We start from the raw sequence: 17,392 nt of genomic DNA on the forward strand, positions 1-17,392 counted from the left end.
CGGCGATAGGGCCAACACCGCTCTACCGAATGAACACCTGCGGCGTGGTGGTCGACATGTCGCCACCGGGCAGTTTGATGTTCCCCACCTTCTCCAGCGTATTGGGGTCGAACACCGCCAGGTCGTTGAATGTCCCGCCCAGGTAGAGCTTGTCGCCAGCCTTGTCGAAGGTCACGCAGTAGTAGGTATGGTCCAGGTTGGCGGCCTTGACCAGCTTCTTCTGCGCGATGTCGTAGCGGGCCAGGCGATTGAGCACGCCGTACATCTGGTTCGGGTCCTTCGGTGAGCGCAGGCCGGTGAAGTACAGCTCGGTCAGCTCGGCGAACTCCTGGGTATGGGCCTTGCCGGTTTTCAGGTCGATGCTCAGGTAGCCATAAAGCGGCTCGGCGGTGGCCGGGTCCTGCTTGGCGTCCTTGAACCTGGCGATGGTGTAGAGCATCGAGAACTCGTGCAACGAACTCTGGTGCGGCCAGAAGTACAGCACGTCCGGTGCGCTGTAGCCCGGGCGGTTCCAGCTGCGCAGCGGCAGTGCGACGGAGTATTTGCCGGTGTTGACATCCAGCTTGTAGATGTCCGGCCCGGCCACATAGAGACTGCCGTCGTCGGCGGCGCGCATCAGGTACACCTGGCGCGGCATCGGGAAGCTGCGCACGGGCTTGGCATCCAGGCCGTCGCCGGTGCGGAACACTTCCAGGCGCGGCGGTTTGACCACATAGTGGTCGTTCAGGCGCTGGCTGGGGTTGACCGTGGCGTACACCTCCTTGCCGTCGGGGCTGATGGCGAAGGAGTACATGGCCTTGCCGACCTCGCCCGGCACGCTGGACAGATTGGCGTGGAAGGTGGTCTTGCAGCTGTCCAGATCGATGCCATAGATATCGGCGAAATGATTGTTGAGCACGTAGGCGGTGCGGTTGTCCGGCGCCATCATCGCCGTGCCGGGGCCGAACGAATCGGGCATGCGGCAGGTCTTGTACAGCGTGTCGCTGGCCACCTCGACCACGTGCAGGTTGTTCGGGTAGTTGGTGGCGATCAGGTATTCATGGCCGGCCTTCAGGGCCTTGCCTGCGTCGTCGGCCTGGGCCGCCCAGGCGCAGGCCGTGGCGGCGACGGTGAGCGCGAGTTGCGCGCAGAATCCAGGTTTCATGCGGTTTCCCCTTGTCGTTCTATTTGTCTTTCGGGAATACGGTGCCGAGGTTGCGCCAGTCTTCGGCGGAGTTGGTCGCCTGGGCGTTCCAGTCCTGGTAGGTGCTCATCATGTCCGGCACCTGGGCTGGCCACCAGCAAGGGTCGGAGCAACCGTACAGGTCGGCCTCCATCGGCTGGCACAGCGAGCTGACGCCACCGAAGGCGTCCACTTCCCAGCCCGGGTCGGTGGTGGCGGTGCAGCCGGCCACGGCGCTCATCGCCAGCACTTCCTCGACGCGGTCTTCGGCGGCCGCCTGCTCGAGGATGCGCGCCTTGTTGTTCAGCGGTTTGAGGTGCTTCATGTCAGTGCGCCTTCCGGGGAGTGATGTAGCGATCGATGAAGGCCGGATTGACGGCCATGATGCGGCTGTAGACCTCGATGCCGAAGTCGACCCAGTCGCGCATCAGCTCGCAATAGTGGTAGGTCGGATGCTGCGGGTCGCCGTAGCGGGCGTAGCTTTCGTGGTAGCAACCGCCGGAACACAGGTTGCGGATGCGGCAGCTGTCGCAGCCGGTGCCGCTGCGGTCCAGGCGCTGCGAGAGAAAATCGTTGAGCTGCGCCTGCTTCACGCCCTGGTGCACATTGCCGAAGGTCGGCAGGCTGGAGCCGGTGAAGCGGTGGCACAGGTTCAGCTCGCCCTCGTGGTCCACCGCCAGCATCTTCAGCCCGGCACCGCATGGCAGGGCCTTCTTGTGGCCTTCGTGAATGTCGGTGATCAGCTGGTGCAGGTTGGAGAAGCCGATGTTGCGGTGCTCCAGCGCCGCCTCGAGGTAACGCCGGCCGAGGGCCTTCATGTTGGCGAACACCTGCACCAGCTCGTCGCCGGTGAGGTTGAAGTTGGCCATGTCACCGGAGGTCACCGGGGCGAACCCCACCTCGGCGAAGCCCATCTCGTTGAACAGGTGGTTCCAGATGGTCTCGACATCGGTGATGCCACGGGTCAGCGTCACCCGCGCCCCCACCGGCCGGCTGCGGTAGCGCGACAGCAGCATGTCGGCCTTGCGCCGCACCACGTCGTAGGTGCCCTGCCCGCCCACGGTAATGCGGTTGCGGTCGTGCACGGTCTTGGGCCCGTCGATGCTGATCGACAGGCCGAAGCGGTGGGCATCGAGCCAGTCGACGATCTCTTCAGTGAGCAGCGTGGCATTGGTGGTCATGATGAACTCGACCTGCTTGCCTGCCTCGGCGAAGCGCCGCTCGCAGTACGCCACCATGTGCTCGATCAACGCCCGGTTGGACAGCGGCTCGCCGCCGAAGAACACCACGCTGTAGCGCTCCTCGTTCGGCGACTCCTTGAGCAGCATCTCCACCGAGGCTTCGGCGGTGGCGCTGTTCATCTTCTTGCCGGCGGAGGGCTTGTCGAGGTCCTCCTTGTAGCAGTACGTGCAGCTGAGGTTGCAGCCGGTGTTGACGTTGAGCACCACGGTGTTCAGCGCGGTGCGCTCGACCTGTTTCAGGGCGATTTCCGGGGTCAGCGGCGAGCCGTCGCTGACCACTTCCAGGGCGATCAGCTCGCGCAGGGTTTCCTCGATGTCCTGCCCGTCGAACTGCTGGCCGAGCTGCTGCAGCAGTTCCTCGGCGGAGCAGCCCTGGCGGCGCAGGGTGTCGATGATGCCGCCGGTCACCGCGTCGGTGGCGAACAGCGAACTGCTGGGGATATGGAACAGCATGCGGTCGGCATCGACCTGCACTTCGTGCAGGTTGCGTTCGACCAGGTTCAGTAGTGCGCCCATGGCGACCTCCCGATAAGCAATTGGTCAGGTTGATGCCTATGGCAGCGGCGGATTGTTCCAGCGCTGCACGGTGACGATCATGTGGCCCTCGCCCTGCTGGCCACCGTCGGCGAGGGTGGCGATCACCTTCAGGTTGCCGGCGTTGTTGGTCATCATCTTGCGCTCTGGGTTGGGCCCTGCCCCGCCCGGCACGAACACGCCGTCGGCCTGCATCTGCCCGGCGAACCTGACGTCCTCGTCCTCGACCGCCCGTTCGTTGAACGGCTCGACTTTCCAGGTAGCCGGCAGGTAGCCGATGCGCAGCGGCTGGCCACTGGCGTCCTTGCCCCAGGCTTCAGCCTCGAAGCGACCTTGCACCTTGGGCACCGAGGCGCCGTTCTCGCCGATGCGGGCGATGGAGAACGCGGGCACCACCTTGACCTCATCGACCTTGTCGTACACCGCCAGTTGCACGCCCTTGAGCGCGCCCACCGCCACCTCGCGGGGGCCCGCGGCGGCATCCTTGGCGGCCCGAGCCTTGACCCGGATCAGCGTCGGCGTCGACTCCAGCACTTCGGTCACCTGCACGCCCGCGCCCAGGTCTGGCTTGCCGGACAGGTCGCTGCCCACCAGGGTGATCTCGCTGTCGCTGCCGGTCTTGATGAAGGCTGGCTGCACCGCCAGCAGGCGCCCCTGCCCGGCCTTCGCCGCACTGAAGTCCAGGCCGCGCTCGTCGTGCTCGGCCTCGAACATGCGGCCCTTCATCTGCCCGTCGATGGCGGCGAACACCTGGCGCAGGTTGGTCTCGCCGACCTTGACGTTGCCGCGCCATTCGTAGCCGTTGTAGAGGATCGCCGAACCGCTACCGTTGAACGGCGTGCCGTCGGCGTAGGCGCCCTTGACCTCGACCTTGAAGGTGTCGCCCTGCTCGGCGCTGACCGTCATCACTCCACGCACGTCACCCTTGGCCAGCATATGGCCGCTGAACACCCATTGCCCGGTCAGTACCTTGGACTCGGGCCGGGCCTTGAGCCACTCGGCCCAGGCCGGGTTGTCGAGGGGGAAGCGCTTGGCCAGGTCGGGCACCATCTGCTTGAGGGCGATGTCCAGCCAGTCTCGGTCGCGGGCCTGGGCCTGGTATTCGAGGGACGGCCATTGGCCGAGGTGGAAGTTGACCAGGTGCTCCCACTCCTTGGCCGGGCGCCGTTGCAGCGCGACCCGGGCGCCGGAGTGGCAGCGGCCGCACATCTGGCTGAGCTGATCGTCGAAGTGTTCGACGGTATTGAGCCGGCGCTCCATGGCGTAGCGCACACCGTCGGTCTCGCTGGGCGCCAGGCCCTGCTTGTCGGCCAGGTACTTGACCAGGGTGCGACGGTCGTCGTCGCTGATCTGCAAGCCGTGCATCACCTGCATGCGGGCGATGCTCATCAGCCAGCCCTCGGGGGTCTTGCGCTGGTGGCTGATGCGGCTGTAGCTGTCGTTGCCTTCGGGGATATGGCACCCCATGCACTTGTTCTGCAACAGGCTCGGGCCCTGCTCAGCCGCCATGGCCTGGGCGGACAGCAGTGCGGTGGCGACCAGCGCCAGTGTGCCCGCCTGCCGCCGGAGTCGAGTCGTCTTCAAGGTCAGACCTCCACGGTATCGTTCTTATCGTTATTCGCACGCTGCGGTGTGCATCTGACAGTGGCGATACAGGAAGTGTGCCAATTGCGGCAAATATGTTTTGCATCAACGATTTGAGCGCAGAGCAGGGGCAAATCCCAGCAGCGCAGGTTGTGGCCGAACGTGCCATTTCGCGACGAGGTGTTTCACCTTGAGACACGGGGCCTGCTGCGCAGGCCATCGCTGGCAAGCCAGCTCCCACAGGGATCTAGCCACCTTCGAGAGCAACGCCGTCCCTGTGGGAGCCGACTTGCCGGCGATTGGCCCGCACAGCGGTCCGTTTCATCTGCGTCTCACCCAGTCTCAATGTGCAACAGCTCAAGCCTCCCTGACTGCATGCCATGTAATGCGAAAACCACATGTATCAAGGGCTGTGAACGCGTTGACCGGCTTGGCACGCCCATTGCCCTGCCCTGGTCACAACCATGACAAGAGGCACCGTCCCATGCATTCCGAACTGCCGATCCTGCCCGCCACCCGTGCCTTCCTCGCACGCCAGCTGAAGATGCGCATTGGCGCCGACTGGCAGGACGCCGCCAGCGGCCGCACCATGACCTTGCGCAACCCGGCCAGTGGCGAGGTCCTCGCCGAGGTGCCCGCGGCCGAGGCACAGGATGTGGACCGCGCCGTGCAGGCCGCCCGCCAGGCGTTCGAACACTCGGCCTGGAGCCGGATGCGTCCGCGCGAGCGACAGAACCTGCTGTGGCGCCTGGCCGACCTGATGCAGCGCGATGCCCAGGAGCTGGCCGAGCTGGAATGCCTGAACAACGGCAAGAGTGCCGCCGTGGCCCAAGTGATGGACGTGCAACTGGCCATCGACTTCCTGCGCTACATGGCCGGGTGGGCGACCAAGCTCGAAGGCAGCACGGTCGAGCCGTCGCTGCCGCTGATGCCCAATGAGGACTTCCACGCGTTCGTGCGCCGCGAGGCGGTGGGCGTGGTCGGCGCCATCGTCGCCTGGAATTTCCCGCTGCTGCTGGCCTGCTGGAAGCTCGGCCCGGCCCTGGCCACCGGCTGCACGGTGGTGCTCAAGCCTGCCGATGAAACCCCGCTGACCGCGCTCAAGCTCGCCGAACTGGTAAGCAAGGCCGGCTATCCGGACGGCGTGTTCAACGTGATCACCGGCACCGGGCTGAACGCCGGTGCCGCGCTGAGCCGCCACCCGGGCGTGGACAAGCTGACCTTCACCGGCTCCACCGAAGTCGGCAAGCTGATCGGCAAGGCGGCCATGGACAACATGACCCGCGTCACCCTCGAACTGGGCGGCAAGTCGCCGACCATCGTCCTGCCCGACGCCAACCTGCAGGAGGCCGCCGCCGGGGCCGCCACGGCGATCTTCTTCAACCAGGGCCAGGTGTGCTGCGCCGGCTCCCGACTGTATGTGCACCGCAAGCACTTCGACAACGTGGTGGCCGATATCGCCGGCATCGCCAATGCCATGAAACTGGGCAACGGCCTGGACCCTAGCGTACAGATGGGCCCGCTGATCTCGGCCAGGCAGCAGGAGCGGGTCACCGGCTACATCGACCTGGGTCGCGAGTTGGGCGCGACCATCGCCTGCGGCGGCGAAGGCTTCGGCCCGGGCTACTTCGTCAAGCCGACGGTGATCGTCGATGTCGACCAGCGCCACCGCCTGGTGCAGGAGGAAATCTTCGGCCCGGTGCTGGTGGCCATGCCATTCGACGACCTCGACGAGGTGGTGGGCCTGGCCAACGACAACCCCTACGGGCTGGGCGCGAGCATCTGGTCCAACGACCTGGCCGCGGTGCACCGGATGATCCCGCGGATCAAGTCCGGGTCGGTGTGGGTGAACTGTCACAGCGCGCTGGACCCGGCGCTGCCGTTCGGCGGCTACAAGCTCTCCGGCGTCGGCCGCGAGATGGGCGCGGCGGCAATCGAGCACTACACCGAACTGAAGTCGGTGCTGATCAAGCTCTGATTTCACCTGTGCCGGCCTCATCGTCTGGCCGGCGATGTGGCCCGGCCAGGCAATGAAAAAACCAGAAAACAACAAAAACATGGAGCACACCATGACGCACAAGCTCGCCTGCACGTTGGCCCTGCTGCTGGCCTCTCCCCTCACCCAGGCCCACGAACTCTACAACCACGCCGGCACCACCCTGGACGCCAACCTCGAAGCGCTGTTCGGCGTGTTCCACAGCGACGAAAGCTTCGACCAGTTCGGCAACCGCCAGGCCGGCAGCAGCAACTGGCGCGAGGGCTACGTCAAGTACGGCCTGAGCGCCAGCCAGGCGCTGACCGGCAACGGCACGCTTTACGGCGCCTTCAGCCTGCTCAGTTCGGCCACCTGGGGCGATGGCGACGCCGCGGGTTTCACGCTCGGTGACGAACGTCGCACCGGCGTCGAGGACGCTTACCTTGGATGGCGCTCGGGCACCCTGTTTCCGGTGCTTGGCGAAGACGGCATCGATCTCTCCGGCGGACGCCAGGTCATCACCCTCGGCGACGGTTTCCTGATCCAGGGCGACCCGGTCAATGCCGGCAACGTCGACCTGGGCGCCGATTTCGACCGTGGCGGCGCCTACTACCTGGCGGCGCGCAAGGCGTTCGACCGCACCGCCGTGTTGCGTCTGGGCGGCAAGCAGGGTTGGCGCGGCGACCTGATGTGGCTCAAGTCCGACAACCCGTTCCAGGCCGACACCTCCATGGCGGTGGCCAACCTCGAGCATGTCGCCGACGCGGGCACCCTGGGCCTGAGCTGGATCCGCGGCCTGGATGTCGACCGCCGCTACGCCGAGATCCTTGGCCTGGAACACCGCGACGGCATGGACACGGTGAGCCTGCGCGGGCGTGGCAACCTGGGAGTGAAAGACCTCGAACTGGCCGCCGAGTATGTCACCCAGGACCGCACCGACGGGCGCGAGAACGCCTGGTACCTGGAGGGCAACTGGACCTTCTCCGCACTGCCCTGGTCGCCCACCGCCACCTACCGCTACAGCCGCTTCTCGGAGCACTTCGACCCGCTGTTCTATGGCCTGAGCCGGGGCTATGGCACCTGGTTCCAGGGCGAGGTGGCGGCCAACTACGCCGGGCCATTCAACAGCAATACCCAGGTGCACCATGTGGCGCTCAAGGCCACGCCACGGGAGGGGCTGACCCTGGGCGCGCTGTACTTCGACTTCGACCCGCTCAGCACCGACCAGGGCAACCTGGGTGGGCGCGAGGTGGACCTGTATGTGGAGTGGATGGTCAACGAGCATTGGCTGATCAGCCCGCTGGTGGGGTTCTACACCCCGCAGCGCAGCGCGCAGGATGGCGGCGTGCAGTTGGGTGGCCGGGATAGCGGGGCCTACCTGCAACTGGTGGTGGGGACATTCTTCTAAATCAAAAGCCCTGTTCGCGTAACCAGCGCTCGACCATCGGCTGGTGCGTCTGAGTCACCAGGCGCTCCAGGCCGATGCCGGCCTGCACCCCGCGCACCACCGGCGCCAGCTCGACACCCTGCAGGTGCCACACCCCCAGCGGCTGGTCCGCCGTCACCACCACCTCGGCCTCCTCCACCCAACCATCGCGCAGCACCGGCCGGTGCTCCACCCGCACCGCCTGCCAGTCCGCCGCCGCGTGCAACGGCTGCGCATCCGGCCAGCCTCGGCGGCGAGCCCAGAACGGCTGCGTGCCACGTTGCGCTTCCTGGGCGTAGAAGTCGCGCCCGATCCGGGCGAAACGCAGGAACAACTGTTCGATCCGCGTTTGATGGAAACGCTGCGCCAGGTCCGCCTGCCCGGGCCGTTGCAGCAGGGTATTGATCACCACGGGCGCCTGCAGCGCCGAGGACAAGGACTGGAAGATGCCATTGCCCGACAGCGGATCAACCGCCATCGCCGCATCGCCAACCCGCAGCCAATCACGGCCCGCGCAGTTGCCGACAAGAATCGCTGTGCTGCTGCGTGCATGCACCTGGGCAGGTGCGAAGGCCTGCTCGCCGAACAGTTGCGCCACCAGCGCCGAACCACGGCGGCGCCCGGCACAGTATTCGGGCAACGCCGTCTTGCCCGGCAGCCGCGCCGCCATCACGTCCAGCGTCACCTGCCAGTAGCAGCGGCCATCGGCCAGCCGCGCCATCCAGGCCCAACCGTCGTCCAGGCTCTCCACTGCCGAGGCCGGCGTGCCGGGCTCGGCCTGCCAGAGGTTAAGCAGGCTGACCGTCTCCGGCCCGCGCAGGCGACCTTCGCTCAACGGGGCCTGACGACCACGGGCCTCGACCAGGAAATCGCCGTGCAAGGTACGCCCGTCGTCCAACTGGACCCGGTACCCCTGCCCCTGCTCCACCTCGCGCACACGCCCTTCGACGAGCTCGACACCGGCACCATTCAAGTCATCACGCAGTGCCTGGTCGAAGCGCTGGCGATCCAGCAGCCACTCCTGGTTCGGTTGCAGCCGCTCACCGTTCCAGTGCACCTGCCGCGTGGCTGGCGTGGTCGTCTCGGCCAGGGCAGCGCCCAGGCCCGCATGGCGCAAGCCCTCCAGCACACGTTGCGAGACACCTTCCACCGTGGCGAAACGGCGCCAGTCGGACACCACGGTGACGGGGTAGCCCATCCGCCGCAGCCCCAGGGCAGTAGTCGCTCCCGCAGGTCCGGCACCGAGTACCAGGATGCTCGGTTCAGGCATCGGTCGACTCCTTGCGCTCAGGGCCGACGAACGCCGCATGCTGCTCCAGCCAGTGCAACAGTGCCTGCCGCGTCATGCCGGGCTCCTCGCGCAGCAGGGCCGCCACCCGCCCGGTGAACGCGGCACAGGCCAGACTGGCGCCGGCCACCCCGGCGGCGCCAACCGCCGCGCCGAAGTCGGCCTGAGGAGTGTCCAGCCACGACCATTGTCCAGCGGCGCAGCGGGCATCGCCAGTGACGCGAATAACCCCGGGATAACTGGCCGGATACACCGGCTCGCCCCGCGCCGGGCTGGAAGCGCACAGCAGCACGCCAGCGGCCACAGCCTCGGCGCAGGCCAGGCGCAGCACCGGGCGATCCTGGCGCAGGCCCAGGCTCAGGTTGACCACGGTCGCGCCTGCTTCCACCAGCCACAACAGACCAGCGGCCACCTGCAAGGCGCTGGTGCTGCCCTGCCCGGCGAACACCTGGGCCAGCAGCTCCGGCTGGCCGCCGGACTCGGCCCGCAGCCGCGCCAGCACCGCGCTGCCGTGGCCCAGGGCATCCGGCAGCGGCTCGCCCTCGCACAGCACGCCATCCTCAAGCCAGAAGCGTCGCGCTCCGCGCAGGCTATCCGCCTGCTGCGCCGAGCAGCCACTGTCGATCACGCCAATGCACAGGTCAGCGGCCATGGTCGGCGGGCTCCTTGCTGCGCAATTGCCCGTCACGCAGTTCCAGGTGCAAGTCGGCATCGGCGAGAGTCGAGGCACGATGGCTGATCAGGATCCGTGTACGCCCGGCAAACAGCTGGTCGATGGCGGCAATCACTTCACGCTCGGTGGCTTCGTCCACCGCCGAGGTGGCCTCATCGAGCACCAGGATCGCCGGTTGCTGCAGCAGCGCCCGGGCGATGGCGATACGTTGCTTCTGGCCACCGGACAACTGCTGGCCGCGTTCGCCCAGCAGACCATCGAGCCCCAGCGGCAGGCTCTGCACCAGGCTGTCCAGGCGGGTCAGGCGCACCACCTGCTCGATCTCCTCACGGCTGGCCTGGGGCGTGCTATACGCCAGGTTCTGCGCCAGGGTGCCGCGAAACAGCACGATGTCCTGGCTGACGACGGCAATGCGCCGCCGCAGGGCATGCAGGTCGAGCTCGCGCAGGTCGACGCCGTCGAGCAGGATGCGCCCGCCATCCGGGTCGTAAAAGCGTTGCAGCAGGTCGATCAGGGTCGACTTGCCGACGCCGGAAGCGCCACTGATGGCGATCTTGGCGCCGCCGGGCAGACAGGCCTGCACCTGGTCCAGCACCATTCCCTGGCGCCCATCGTGGGCGAAAGACACGCCGTCCAGCCGGAGCTCCCCGGCCCCTTGTGGCATGGGCCGGGGATCGTCCGCCTCGCGCACCGCGAGCGCCTCCCGCTTGAGCTCCATTACTCGCCTCAGGCTCACGGCCATCCGCTGCACCGCGACGTACAGGCCCAGCAGGCTCTGCACCGGACCGACGGCCATGCCCATGTAGGTGGAAAAGGCGATCAGCGCGCCCAGTTGCCAGGTGCCCTGGATCACCCACCAGCCGCCGACCAGGAATGCGCAGGCCCGGCACCAGGAAGTCAGCGTGCCGGGCACCGCCTGGGTAAAGAACTCGGTGACCTGCACCCTGAGCAGCTGCCCCATGTAGCCCTGCCCCAACTGATCGAGGCGCTCGGCCTCACGCCGCTGCTGGCCGGCGGCCTGGATGAACTTCATCGCCGGCAGCGTCTCGACCAGGAACGACGACACGTCCGCCGAGCGTTCGCGCAGGCTGCGCACCTCGCGCTCGACCTTGCGTCGCATCCAGCGCAGCCACAGCACTTCGAGCGGAATCAGCAACGCCAGCAGCAGCGACAACTGCCAGGACAGCATCAGCATCAAGGCCACCGCGCCGACCAGGCCGATCAGCGCCGACACCGCCGAGAACAGCGAGTCCACGGCAAAGCGCTGGATCTCGGCGACATCGCCATCGAGCCGCGACAGGATGTCACCGGTGCGCCGCCGCCCGTAGAAGGTCGGCGAAAGTTGTTGCAGATGACGGTACAAGTCGTCGCGCAGGGCGAACAGGATGCGCCCGGACAGGCGCGTGTGCAGGTAGCGGTTGACCCCAGCCAGCAGCGTGCCGAGCAGGCCGGCGACGATCATGATCGCCGCCATGTGCCAGAGGGTCTGATAATCCTTGGCCAGCAGGCCCTCGTCGATCAGTGTCTTGACCAGCCAGGGTTGCGCCAGGGCCAGCAGCGAGGCGCTCAGGGACAAGCCCAGGAGCACGCCGATGGCGCCACGCTGCGGGCGCACGAAACCGTAGAGCCAGGCCAGGGCCTGGCGCATCAACTGCGGGTCGCTGGATTCGATCAATCGGGAAAACACTCCGCCCATGGCTCAACCACGCAACTGCTTGAGCTTGCGGTATAGCGTCGCCCGGCTGATGCCCAGGGCCTCGGCCGCGGCCGAGACATTGCCCTGGTGCCGGGCCAGCGCAGCGCGGATCAGTTCCAGTTCGTTGTCGCGCAGGCTGCCGGACGGCGCGGCGCCGCTGGCCAGTTCATCGAGCAGGCAGTCGGTGAGGTGGTCGAGGGTCAGCACTTGCTCGCCCTCCTCGCGCATCGCCAGGGCGGTGCGCACCACCATTTCCAGCTGGCGGATGTTGCCCGGCCAGTCGAAGTTCTCCAGCAGCGCAACCAGTGCCGGGTCAAGGCTGACAGCGCGGGCCCCGGCCTTGTCCAGCAGGCCCTGGATGATCGTTGCCAGGTCGTCGCGCTCGCGCAGTGCCGGCAGGCGCAGGGACACGCCATTGACCCGGTAGTAGAGGTCTTCGCGGAAGTGCTGGTCGGCGACTCGGCGCTTGAGGTCGCGGTGGGTGGCGCAGATCAGCGCCACGTCGATGTCCTGCTCGTCGCCGGCGCCAAGGGGCGCCACGCGGCGCTCCTGCAGCACACGCAGCAGGCGCGCCTGCAGGGCCAGCGGCATGTCGCCGATCTCGTCGAGGAACAGCGTGCCGCCATGGGCCTGCATCAGCCGCCCGACCATGCCGCCCCGGCGCGAGCCGGTGAAGGCGCCGTCGCGGTAGCCGAACAGCTCGGACTCGATCAGCCCCTCGGGAATCGCCGCGCAGTTGACCGCCACGAATGGCTTGTCGGCACGCGGTCCGGCCTGGTGCAGGGCACGGGCAACCACCTCCTTGCCGGTGCCGGTTTCGCCCAGCAGCAGCACCGGCAGCCCGTTCGCCAGGCCCTGGCGGGCCATGCGCAAGGCACGCGCCAGACGCGCATCGCCACCGGCCAGCGCTTCCAGTGCCTGGGCCTTCGGCGGTGCTGGTTTGGCGGCCGGGGACGGGCCACTGATGCGCGAATGCCGTGGCAGTTGCAGCGCCCGGAAAAAGAACTCGCCCGCGGCCGTCTGCACGCTGCTGACACCGCCCTGCCACAGGCGCGCGATGAACGCTGGCGAGCGCTCGCCCAACAGGTCGCTGCTGCGCCGCCCGAGCAGCGCCTGGCGTGGCATCTGCAACAGTTGGCAGGCATTGTCGTTGGCTGCCAGCACCTCGCCCTCCAGGCTCAGCGCCAGCAGGCCCTGCCAGGCGCTGGCCAGGTATTGCGGGCGGCTGTGGAAGGCCAGCACCAGATGCTCGGGATGGTAGAGTCCGAACAACCGGCCTTCGATATTGCCGGCGGCGAGCAGCAACGTGGACAGGCTGTCCTGGGGCTGGGCCATGACCCCTTCACGGGTCACGTCGAGCACGCCGATCACTTCGCCACGCGGATCACGCAGCGGCACCGAGGTGCAGGAGAACGGGCTGAGCCGGTCCAGGTAATGCTCGCCGCAGTTGATCAGGGTCGGCTGGCCCTCGACCACTGCCGTGCCGATGGCATTGGTGCCGCGCAGGGCCTCGCTCCAGCAACTGCCGGGGTGCAGGTCGCGCAGGCCCTCGCGCTCGAGCACGTGTTTCTGGCCGTCGATCGTCAGCACGTTGGCCTGGGCGTCACCGAGGATGACGATGCCGCTCTTGCCCTGGCGCTTGATCAGGTAGTCCAGTTCGGGGGTAGCTGCGTTGATCAGCAGGCGGTTGTGTTCCAGCAGCGTGTTCAGGTCCAGGCCGTGGCGAATACCCAGGCCGACCTGCTCGCCCTGCAGGCAGTCCAGGCCATGGCCAAGGCTGCGCCGCCAGGAGGCGTCGATCTCGTCGCGCAGCATGCCGCAGGGCAGTTCGCCTTCGCTGGCAAGCTTGAGGCGGACCAGGCGAGATTGCTGCAAGGGGTCATTGGCGGTTGTTGTTGGAAGTTGTCGCGCCATTGCGTGCTCCTGGTGTGCCTCGCTCAGGCGGGGCAACGGGCATCGGATTTTTCGGCAGTGTGCTTCAGAATTGACTGGCAGTCATCAGCCACGACAGACACCGAGCCTCACCCCATTCCCCAATGCTGGGGCCACCCGCCCACCATGGCGACCTCGCCAGACCGTTGCCGGGACGCTGAAACCCTCGTCGCAAAGGCCCTGGACGCCCCTCTGCAAAACTTGGCACAACAGTTGCCGATCCCTCATCAGACGCCCCAACCCATGGGCCCGTTTGCAGGAGGAAGCAACTCATGCACCGACCGACACCCCACCCGCTGGCCGTGGCGATCTTCGCCGGCCTGCTCCAGCTCCCGGCCCAGGCTGCGCTGTATGCGGTCGACACCGGCCCCTATACCCTGCCCACCGGTAAGTTCCCTGCCTGGTACCAGGACAGCCACGGCCGGGTGCTCGACCTGTGCCTGTCCAAGGCGGTGAGCTCCAGGGTCGCCGGTGCTCCTGGCGCGCCCTCGTACATGTGCACGCTGCTGCCGACGCCCGGCGTGTTCGATGACACCCAGCCAGTCGTCTTCCCCAGCAACTTCCCCGACGAAGCGTTCTGGTTCACCGCCGACGCCGCCATCGTCGATGCTGCCCGCGGTATCGACCTGAGCTACGGTTCGGCGATCGAAGCCGCGTTCAGTGCCGAGGAACCGGTGGATGGCGACCAGGTCAGCTTCGCCCGGGTGCGCATCCGCGTCGATGTGCCAGTGGCCGGTACCTATACCATCACCCACCCTTACGGTGTCGATGTGTTCGAGGTGGCGGCCGGCGGACGCCGGGCGATCAACATGACCCGCGACATCGGCATCGGCTCGCCAGGCGACTACAGCGGCGCGCTCAGGGGCGACGTCGGGCCGTTCCTGCGCAGCGTCAACGGCCCCTATACCGAAACCAACCCAGGTACCGGTGCCAGCGAACGCTTCATCGGCGACCCGAACCTGGAGGAGCCGGTCACCGGCAGCCCGTTCAACACCAACTTCGTGCGCATCGAAGGGCCCAATGGCATCGACCTGCGTACCGAGCTGTTCGCCATCTCCGGCAAGCTGTCCACGGTCAACCGCCCGACGCCGCTGATCCCGCTGCGCAGCACCTATTCGCGGCACACCGTGAATGGCGACCTGCGCGCCCAGCAGGATGTGTTCGTGATGGCCCCGCCGGCGCCCGCCACGGTCACCCTGACCAGCCAGACCCCCACCCTGCCCCTCGGCGAGGCCAACGGCACCGGTGCCTGGTACGCCCAGTCGCCGCTCAACCCGACCCTGCCGCTGACCTTGCAGGTGACCGCCGACAACAGCCTGGCCATCGTCACCAGCACCCCGACCAGCGCACCGATGCCGCTGACCGACCTGGTAACCATCAGCCGCGCCGAATACAGCCTGGGCAGCGGCCAGCTGACCCTGGTGGCCAGCAGCAGCGACGAGACCAGCCCGCCGGCCCTCACCGCCCGCACCGGCAACGGTGCGTTGATCGGCGGCCTGAGCGGCAACGGTGCGGTCAAGACCCTGACCACCGGGCTCTCGCCGATCCCGCCAGCGACGGTGCAGGTCACCAGCGCCCATGGCGGCAGCGACAGCGAAGACGTGGTGCTGGTGCCATGAACAGGACACGCCTTCAAGGAGGCAGCATGAATACTTGGTCGCGTCGCGCGCTCTGCGCCGCCGGTTTCACCCTCACCCTCAGCAGCGCGGCCTGGGCCGCGCTGTCGGAGGTCGACCCCGGCCCCTACACCTTCGCCACCGGGGGCTACCCCATGTGGTACAAGGACGCCAACAACCTCGCCCTGGAGCTGTGCCAGTCGCGTGCCACCAGCACCCGGTCACCGGGCGGCCCGGGCGCTCCGGCCTATATGTGCACCCTGCTGCCCGAGCCCGGGGTCTATGACGATGCCCTGCCGCTGGTGTTCCCGGACAACTGGCCACCGGAGATGTTCTGGTTCCTGGCCGAGACCGAGATCCCCCAGGTAGGCAATAGTGGCTACGAGCTGGAGGTCTACGTTGCCGGCCTTGAGGCGGCCTTCGCTGCCGAGAATCCGGTCAATGGCGACCAGCAGAGCTTCGCCCGCATCCGCATCCGCGCCTCGGTGCCGCGCACCGGCACCTACACCATCACCCACCCCTACGGGGTCGAGACGGTCAACGTGACCACGGCGGGCCGGCGGGCGATCAACATCACCCGTGACATCGGCATCGGTGCCCCCGGCAACTTCAGCGGTGCGCTGAACGGCAACCTCGGCCCGTTCCTGCGCGGTGTCGGCGGCCCCTACACCGAGGTCAACCCGGACACCGGCGCCACCGAGACCTTCGTCGGCGACCCTAACATCACCGAGGCGGTGACCGGCAGCCCGAACAACACCAACTTCGTGCGTATCCAGGGCCCGGCGGGCACCATCCAGACCAACGTCTTCACCGTCTCCGGCAAGGTCCTCGACCAACGCCAGCAAACCCCGGCGACACTGGAACGCGCCACCTACCAGCGCAACGCCGCGGGCACCCGCGTCGAAGTCTTCGCCAAGGCGCCGAACAGCGCCAGCCTGTGCCTGCGCAACGGCCTGGCGCTGGTCGGCTCGCCGCCTTCGCCCTGCCAGTTCAGCATGCTCGCCGACAACAACGGGCTGTTCTTCAACCAGCAACTGAGCCAGGCAGTGCCACCGTCGGTGATTGTGGTCACCGCCAGCAGCCCGGCCGGCACCACGCGCCCGACATCGCTGTCGAGCAAGCTCAGCGATGTGGTCAAGGTGGGCACGGCACGCTATGACTGGAGCGCCAAGCGGTTGCTGATCGAGGCCCGTTCCAGCGACGAAGTCGTGGTGCCAGATTTGCTGGTCCAGGGCTTCGGACGGATGTCCAAGGCCGGTGTCCAGCAAAGCCTCACGGTCAACGACCTGGCCCAGCCGCCTGCCAGCATCACGGTCAAGTCGGCACATGGCGGTTTCGACGTGGAACCGGTGGTGGTGGTCGGCAGTGCCCCGGTGCAGGCCGAGAACCAAGCCCCCGTGGCCCAGGCCGACAGCGGCAGTACCAGTGTCGGCATACCGATCACCCTCAACCTGCTGGCCAACGACAGCGACCCGGACGGCAACGTGCCGCTGAGCATCACCGACCTCACCCAACCGGGCACCGGCCTGGGCGGCGTGGTAATGAACGGCACCACGGCAGTGACCTACACCCCACCGGCCGGGGCCACCTCGCCGCTGGTGGCGACCTTCAGCTACCGCGCGCAAGACGCCAAGGGCCTGAAGTCGCCGGTCACCACCGTGACCGTCAACGTCGCGCCGAACCGTCCACCGACCGCAGTGGCCGATAGCGCCGCCACCCTCGGCGTGCCAGTGACCATCAACGCCCTGGCCAACGACACCGACCCGGAAGGCAACCTGCCACTGACCATCGCCAGCGTCACCCAGCCGACCCCGGCCGGGCGCGGCACGGTGAGCACCGACGGCAACGTGATCACCTACTCGCCACCGGCGACGGTCACCGCGGCGTTCACCACCAGCTTCACCTACGTCGCCCGTGACGCGATCGGCGCCACCTCGACGCCTGGTACGGTCACGGTGCAGGTATCGCCACGACCGGCCCAGGAGACCTTCGCGGTCACCGCGGCGACAGTCACGGCGCGCTCCAACAACCGCTTCAACTGGGACATCAGCGGCACGTCCTCGGTGACCACCGGCAACACCATCACGGTGCGGGTGACCACCACCAGCGGCGTGCAGACCCTGGGCACCACCACCGTGCCGGTCACCGGCCGCTGGCGCCTGACGGTGAGCAACAGCACCACGCTGATCCCGACCGCCGCGCCAACCGCGACCGTGACCAGCAGCCAGGGCACCACTCGCACCACCAACGTGGTCGTGCAGTAGC

General features: G+C 67.4%; 12 protein-coding genes. 4 read left to right on the forward strand and 8 right to left on the reverse strand.

Going from position 1 to position 17,392, the window contains the following annotated elements:
- Positions 1-22 precede the first annotated feature (22 nt).
- Genes peaD through peaA form a run of 4 tightly spaced genes read right to left on the reverse strand, consistent with a single transcriptional unit; the run spans position 23 to position 4,521 of the window.
- Entirely contained in the window at positions 23-1,144 is a 1,122-nt protein-coding gene (gene peaD, locus AAHK21_RS24605) for a quinohemoprotein amine dehydrogenase subunit beta (protein WP_367858637.1), read from the reverse strand.
- Between the two features lie 19 nt (positions 1,145-1,163).
- Positions 1,164-1,487, reverse strand: a complete 324-nt coding sequence (qhpC, locus tag AAHK21_RS24610; RefSeq protein ID WP_046855356.1) for a quinohemoprotein amine dehydrogenase subunit gamma — start codon at positions 1,485-1,487, stop codon at positions 1,164-1,166.
- Position 1,488: 1 nt separating this feature from the next.
- A complete protein-coding gene (gene peaB / locus AAHK21_RS24615) occupies positions 1,489-2,919 on the reverse strand; it encodes a quinohemoprotein amine dehydrogenase maturation protein (RefSeq protein ID WP_367858638.1) in 1,431 nt (476 codons plus the stop codon).
- A 36-nt stretch (positions 2,920-2,955) separates the two neighbouring features.
- The gene (gene peaA, locus AAHK21_RS24620; RefSeq protein ID WP_367858639.1) at positions 2,956-4,521 is read right to left on the reverse strand and encodes a quinohemoprotein amine dehydrogenase subunit alpha; all 1,566 of its coding nucleotides are present in this window, start codon (positions 4,519-4,521) and stop codon (positions 2,956-2,958) included.
- A 484-nt stretch (positions 4,522-5,005) separates the two neighbouring features.
- Here peaA and AAHK21_RS24625 point away from each other — a divergent pair, with 484 nt between their 5' ends.
- A complete protein-coding gene (locus AAHK21_RS24625) occupies positions 5,006-6,499 on the forward strand; it encodes an aldehyde dehydrogenase (RefSeq protein ID WP_367858640.1) in 1,494 nt (497 codons plus the stop codon).
- A 91-nt stretch (positions 6,500-6,590) separates the two neighbouring features.
- Entirely contained in the window at positions 6,591-7,904 is a 1,314-nt protein-coding gene (locus AAHK21_RS24630; protein ID WP_367858641.1) for a hypothetical protein, read from the forward strand.
- A 1-nt stretch (position 7,905) separates the two neighbouring features.
- Here AAHK21_RS24630 and AAHK21_RS24635 read toward each other — a convergent pair whose 3' ends face one another.
- Genes AAHK21_RS24635 through AAHK21_RS24650 form a run of 4 tightly spaced genes read right to left on the reverse strand, consistent with a single transcriptional unit; the run spans position 7,906 to position 13,493 of the window.
- Positions 7,906-9,192 (reverse strand): NAD(P)/FAD-dependent oxidoreductase, encoded by a 1,287-nt coding sequence (locus AAHK21_RS24635; RefSeq protein ID WP_367858642.1) that lies wholly within the window; start codon positions 9,190-9,192, stop codon positions 7,906-7,908.
- Positions 9,185-9,862: a peptidase S8 and S53 subtilisin kexin sedolisin gene (locus tag AAHK21_RS24640; protein ID WP_367858643.1), complete on the reverse strand. Its 678-nt coding sequence runs from the start codon at positions 9,860-9,862 to the stop codon at positions 9,185-9,187. The genes AAHK21_RS24635 and AAHK21_RS24640 overlap by 8 nt, the downstream gene beginning before the upstream one ends.
- A complete protein-coding gene (locus AAHK21_RS24645; protein ID WP_367858644.1) occupies positions 9,852-11,579 on the reverse strand; it encodes an ABC transporter ATP-binding protein in 1,728 nt (575 codons plus the stop codon). The genes AAHK21_RS24640 and AAHK21_RS24645 overlap by 11 nt, the downstream gene beginning before the upstream one ends.
- Positions 11,580-11,582: 3 nt before the next feature.
- Positions 11,583-13,493 (reverse strand): sigma-54-dependent Fis family transcriptional regulator, encoded by a 1,911-nt coding sequence (locus AAHK21_RS24650; protein WP_367858645.1) that lies wholly within the window; start codon positions 13,491-13,493, stop codon positions 11,583-11,585.
- A 290-nt stretch (positions 13,494-13,783) separates the two neighbouring features.
- On the opposite strand from AAHK21_RS24650, the gene AAHK21_RS24655 reads away from it, so the two are divergent.
- Both AAHK21_RS24655 and AAHK21_RS24660 read left to right on the forward strand, forming a co-directional pair.
- Positions 13,784-15,130, forward strand: coding sequence for a hypothetical protein (locus tag AAHK21_RS24655; RefSeq protein ID WP_367858646.1), 1,347 nt, complete (start codon positions 13,784-13,786; stop codon positions 15,128-15,130).
- A 26-nt stretch (positions 15,131-15,156) separates the two neighbouring features.
- Positions 15,157-17,391: an Ig-like domain-containing protein gene (locus AAHK21_RS24660; RefSeq protein ID WP_367858647.1), complete on the forward strand. Its 2,235-nt coding sequence runs from the start codon at positions 15,157-15,159 to the stop codon at positions 17,389-17,391.
- Position 17,392 lies beyond the last annotated feature (1 nt).

The organism is Pseudomonas sp. TE50-2 (assembly GCF_040813665.1).
Lineage (GTDB): Bacteria > Pseudomonadota > Gammaproteobacteria > Pseudomonadales > Pseudomonadaceae > Aquipseudomonas > Aquipseudomonas soli.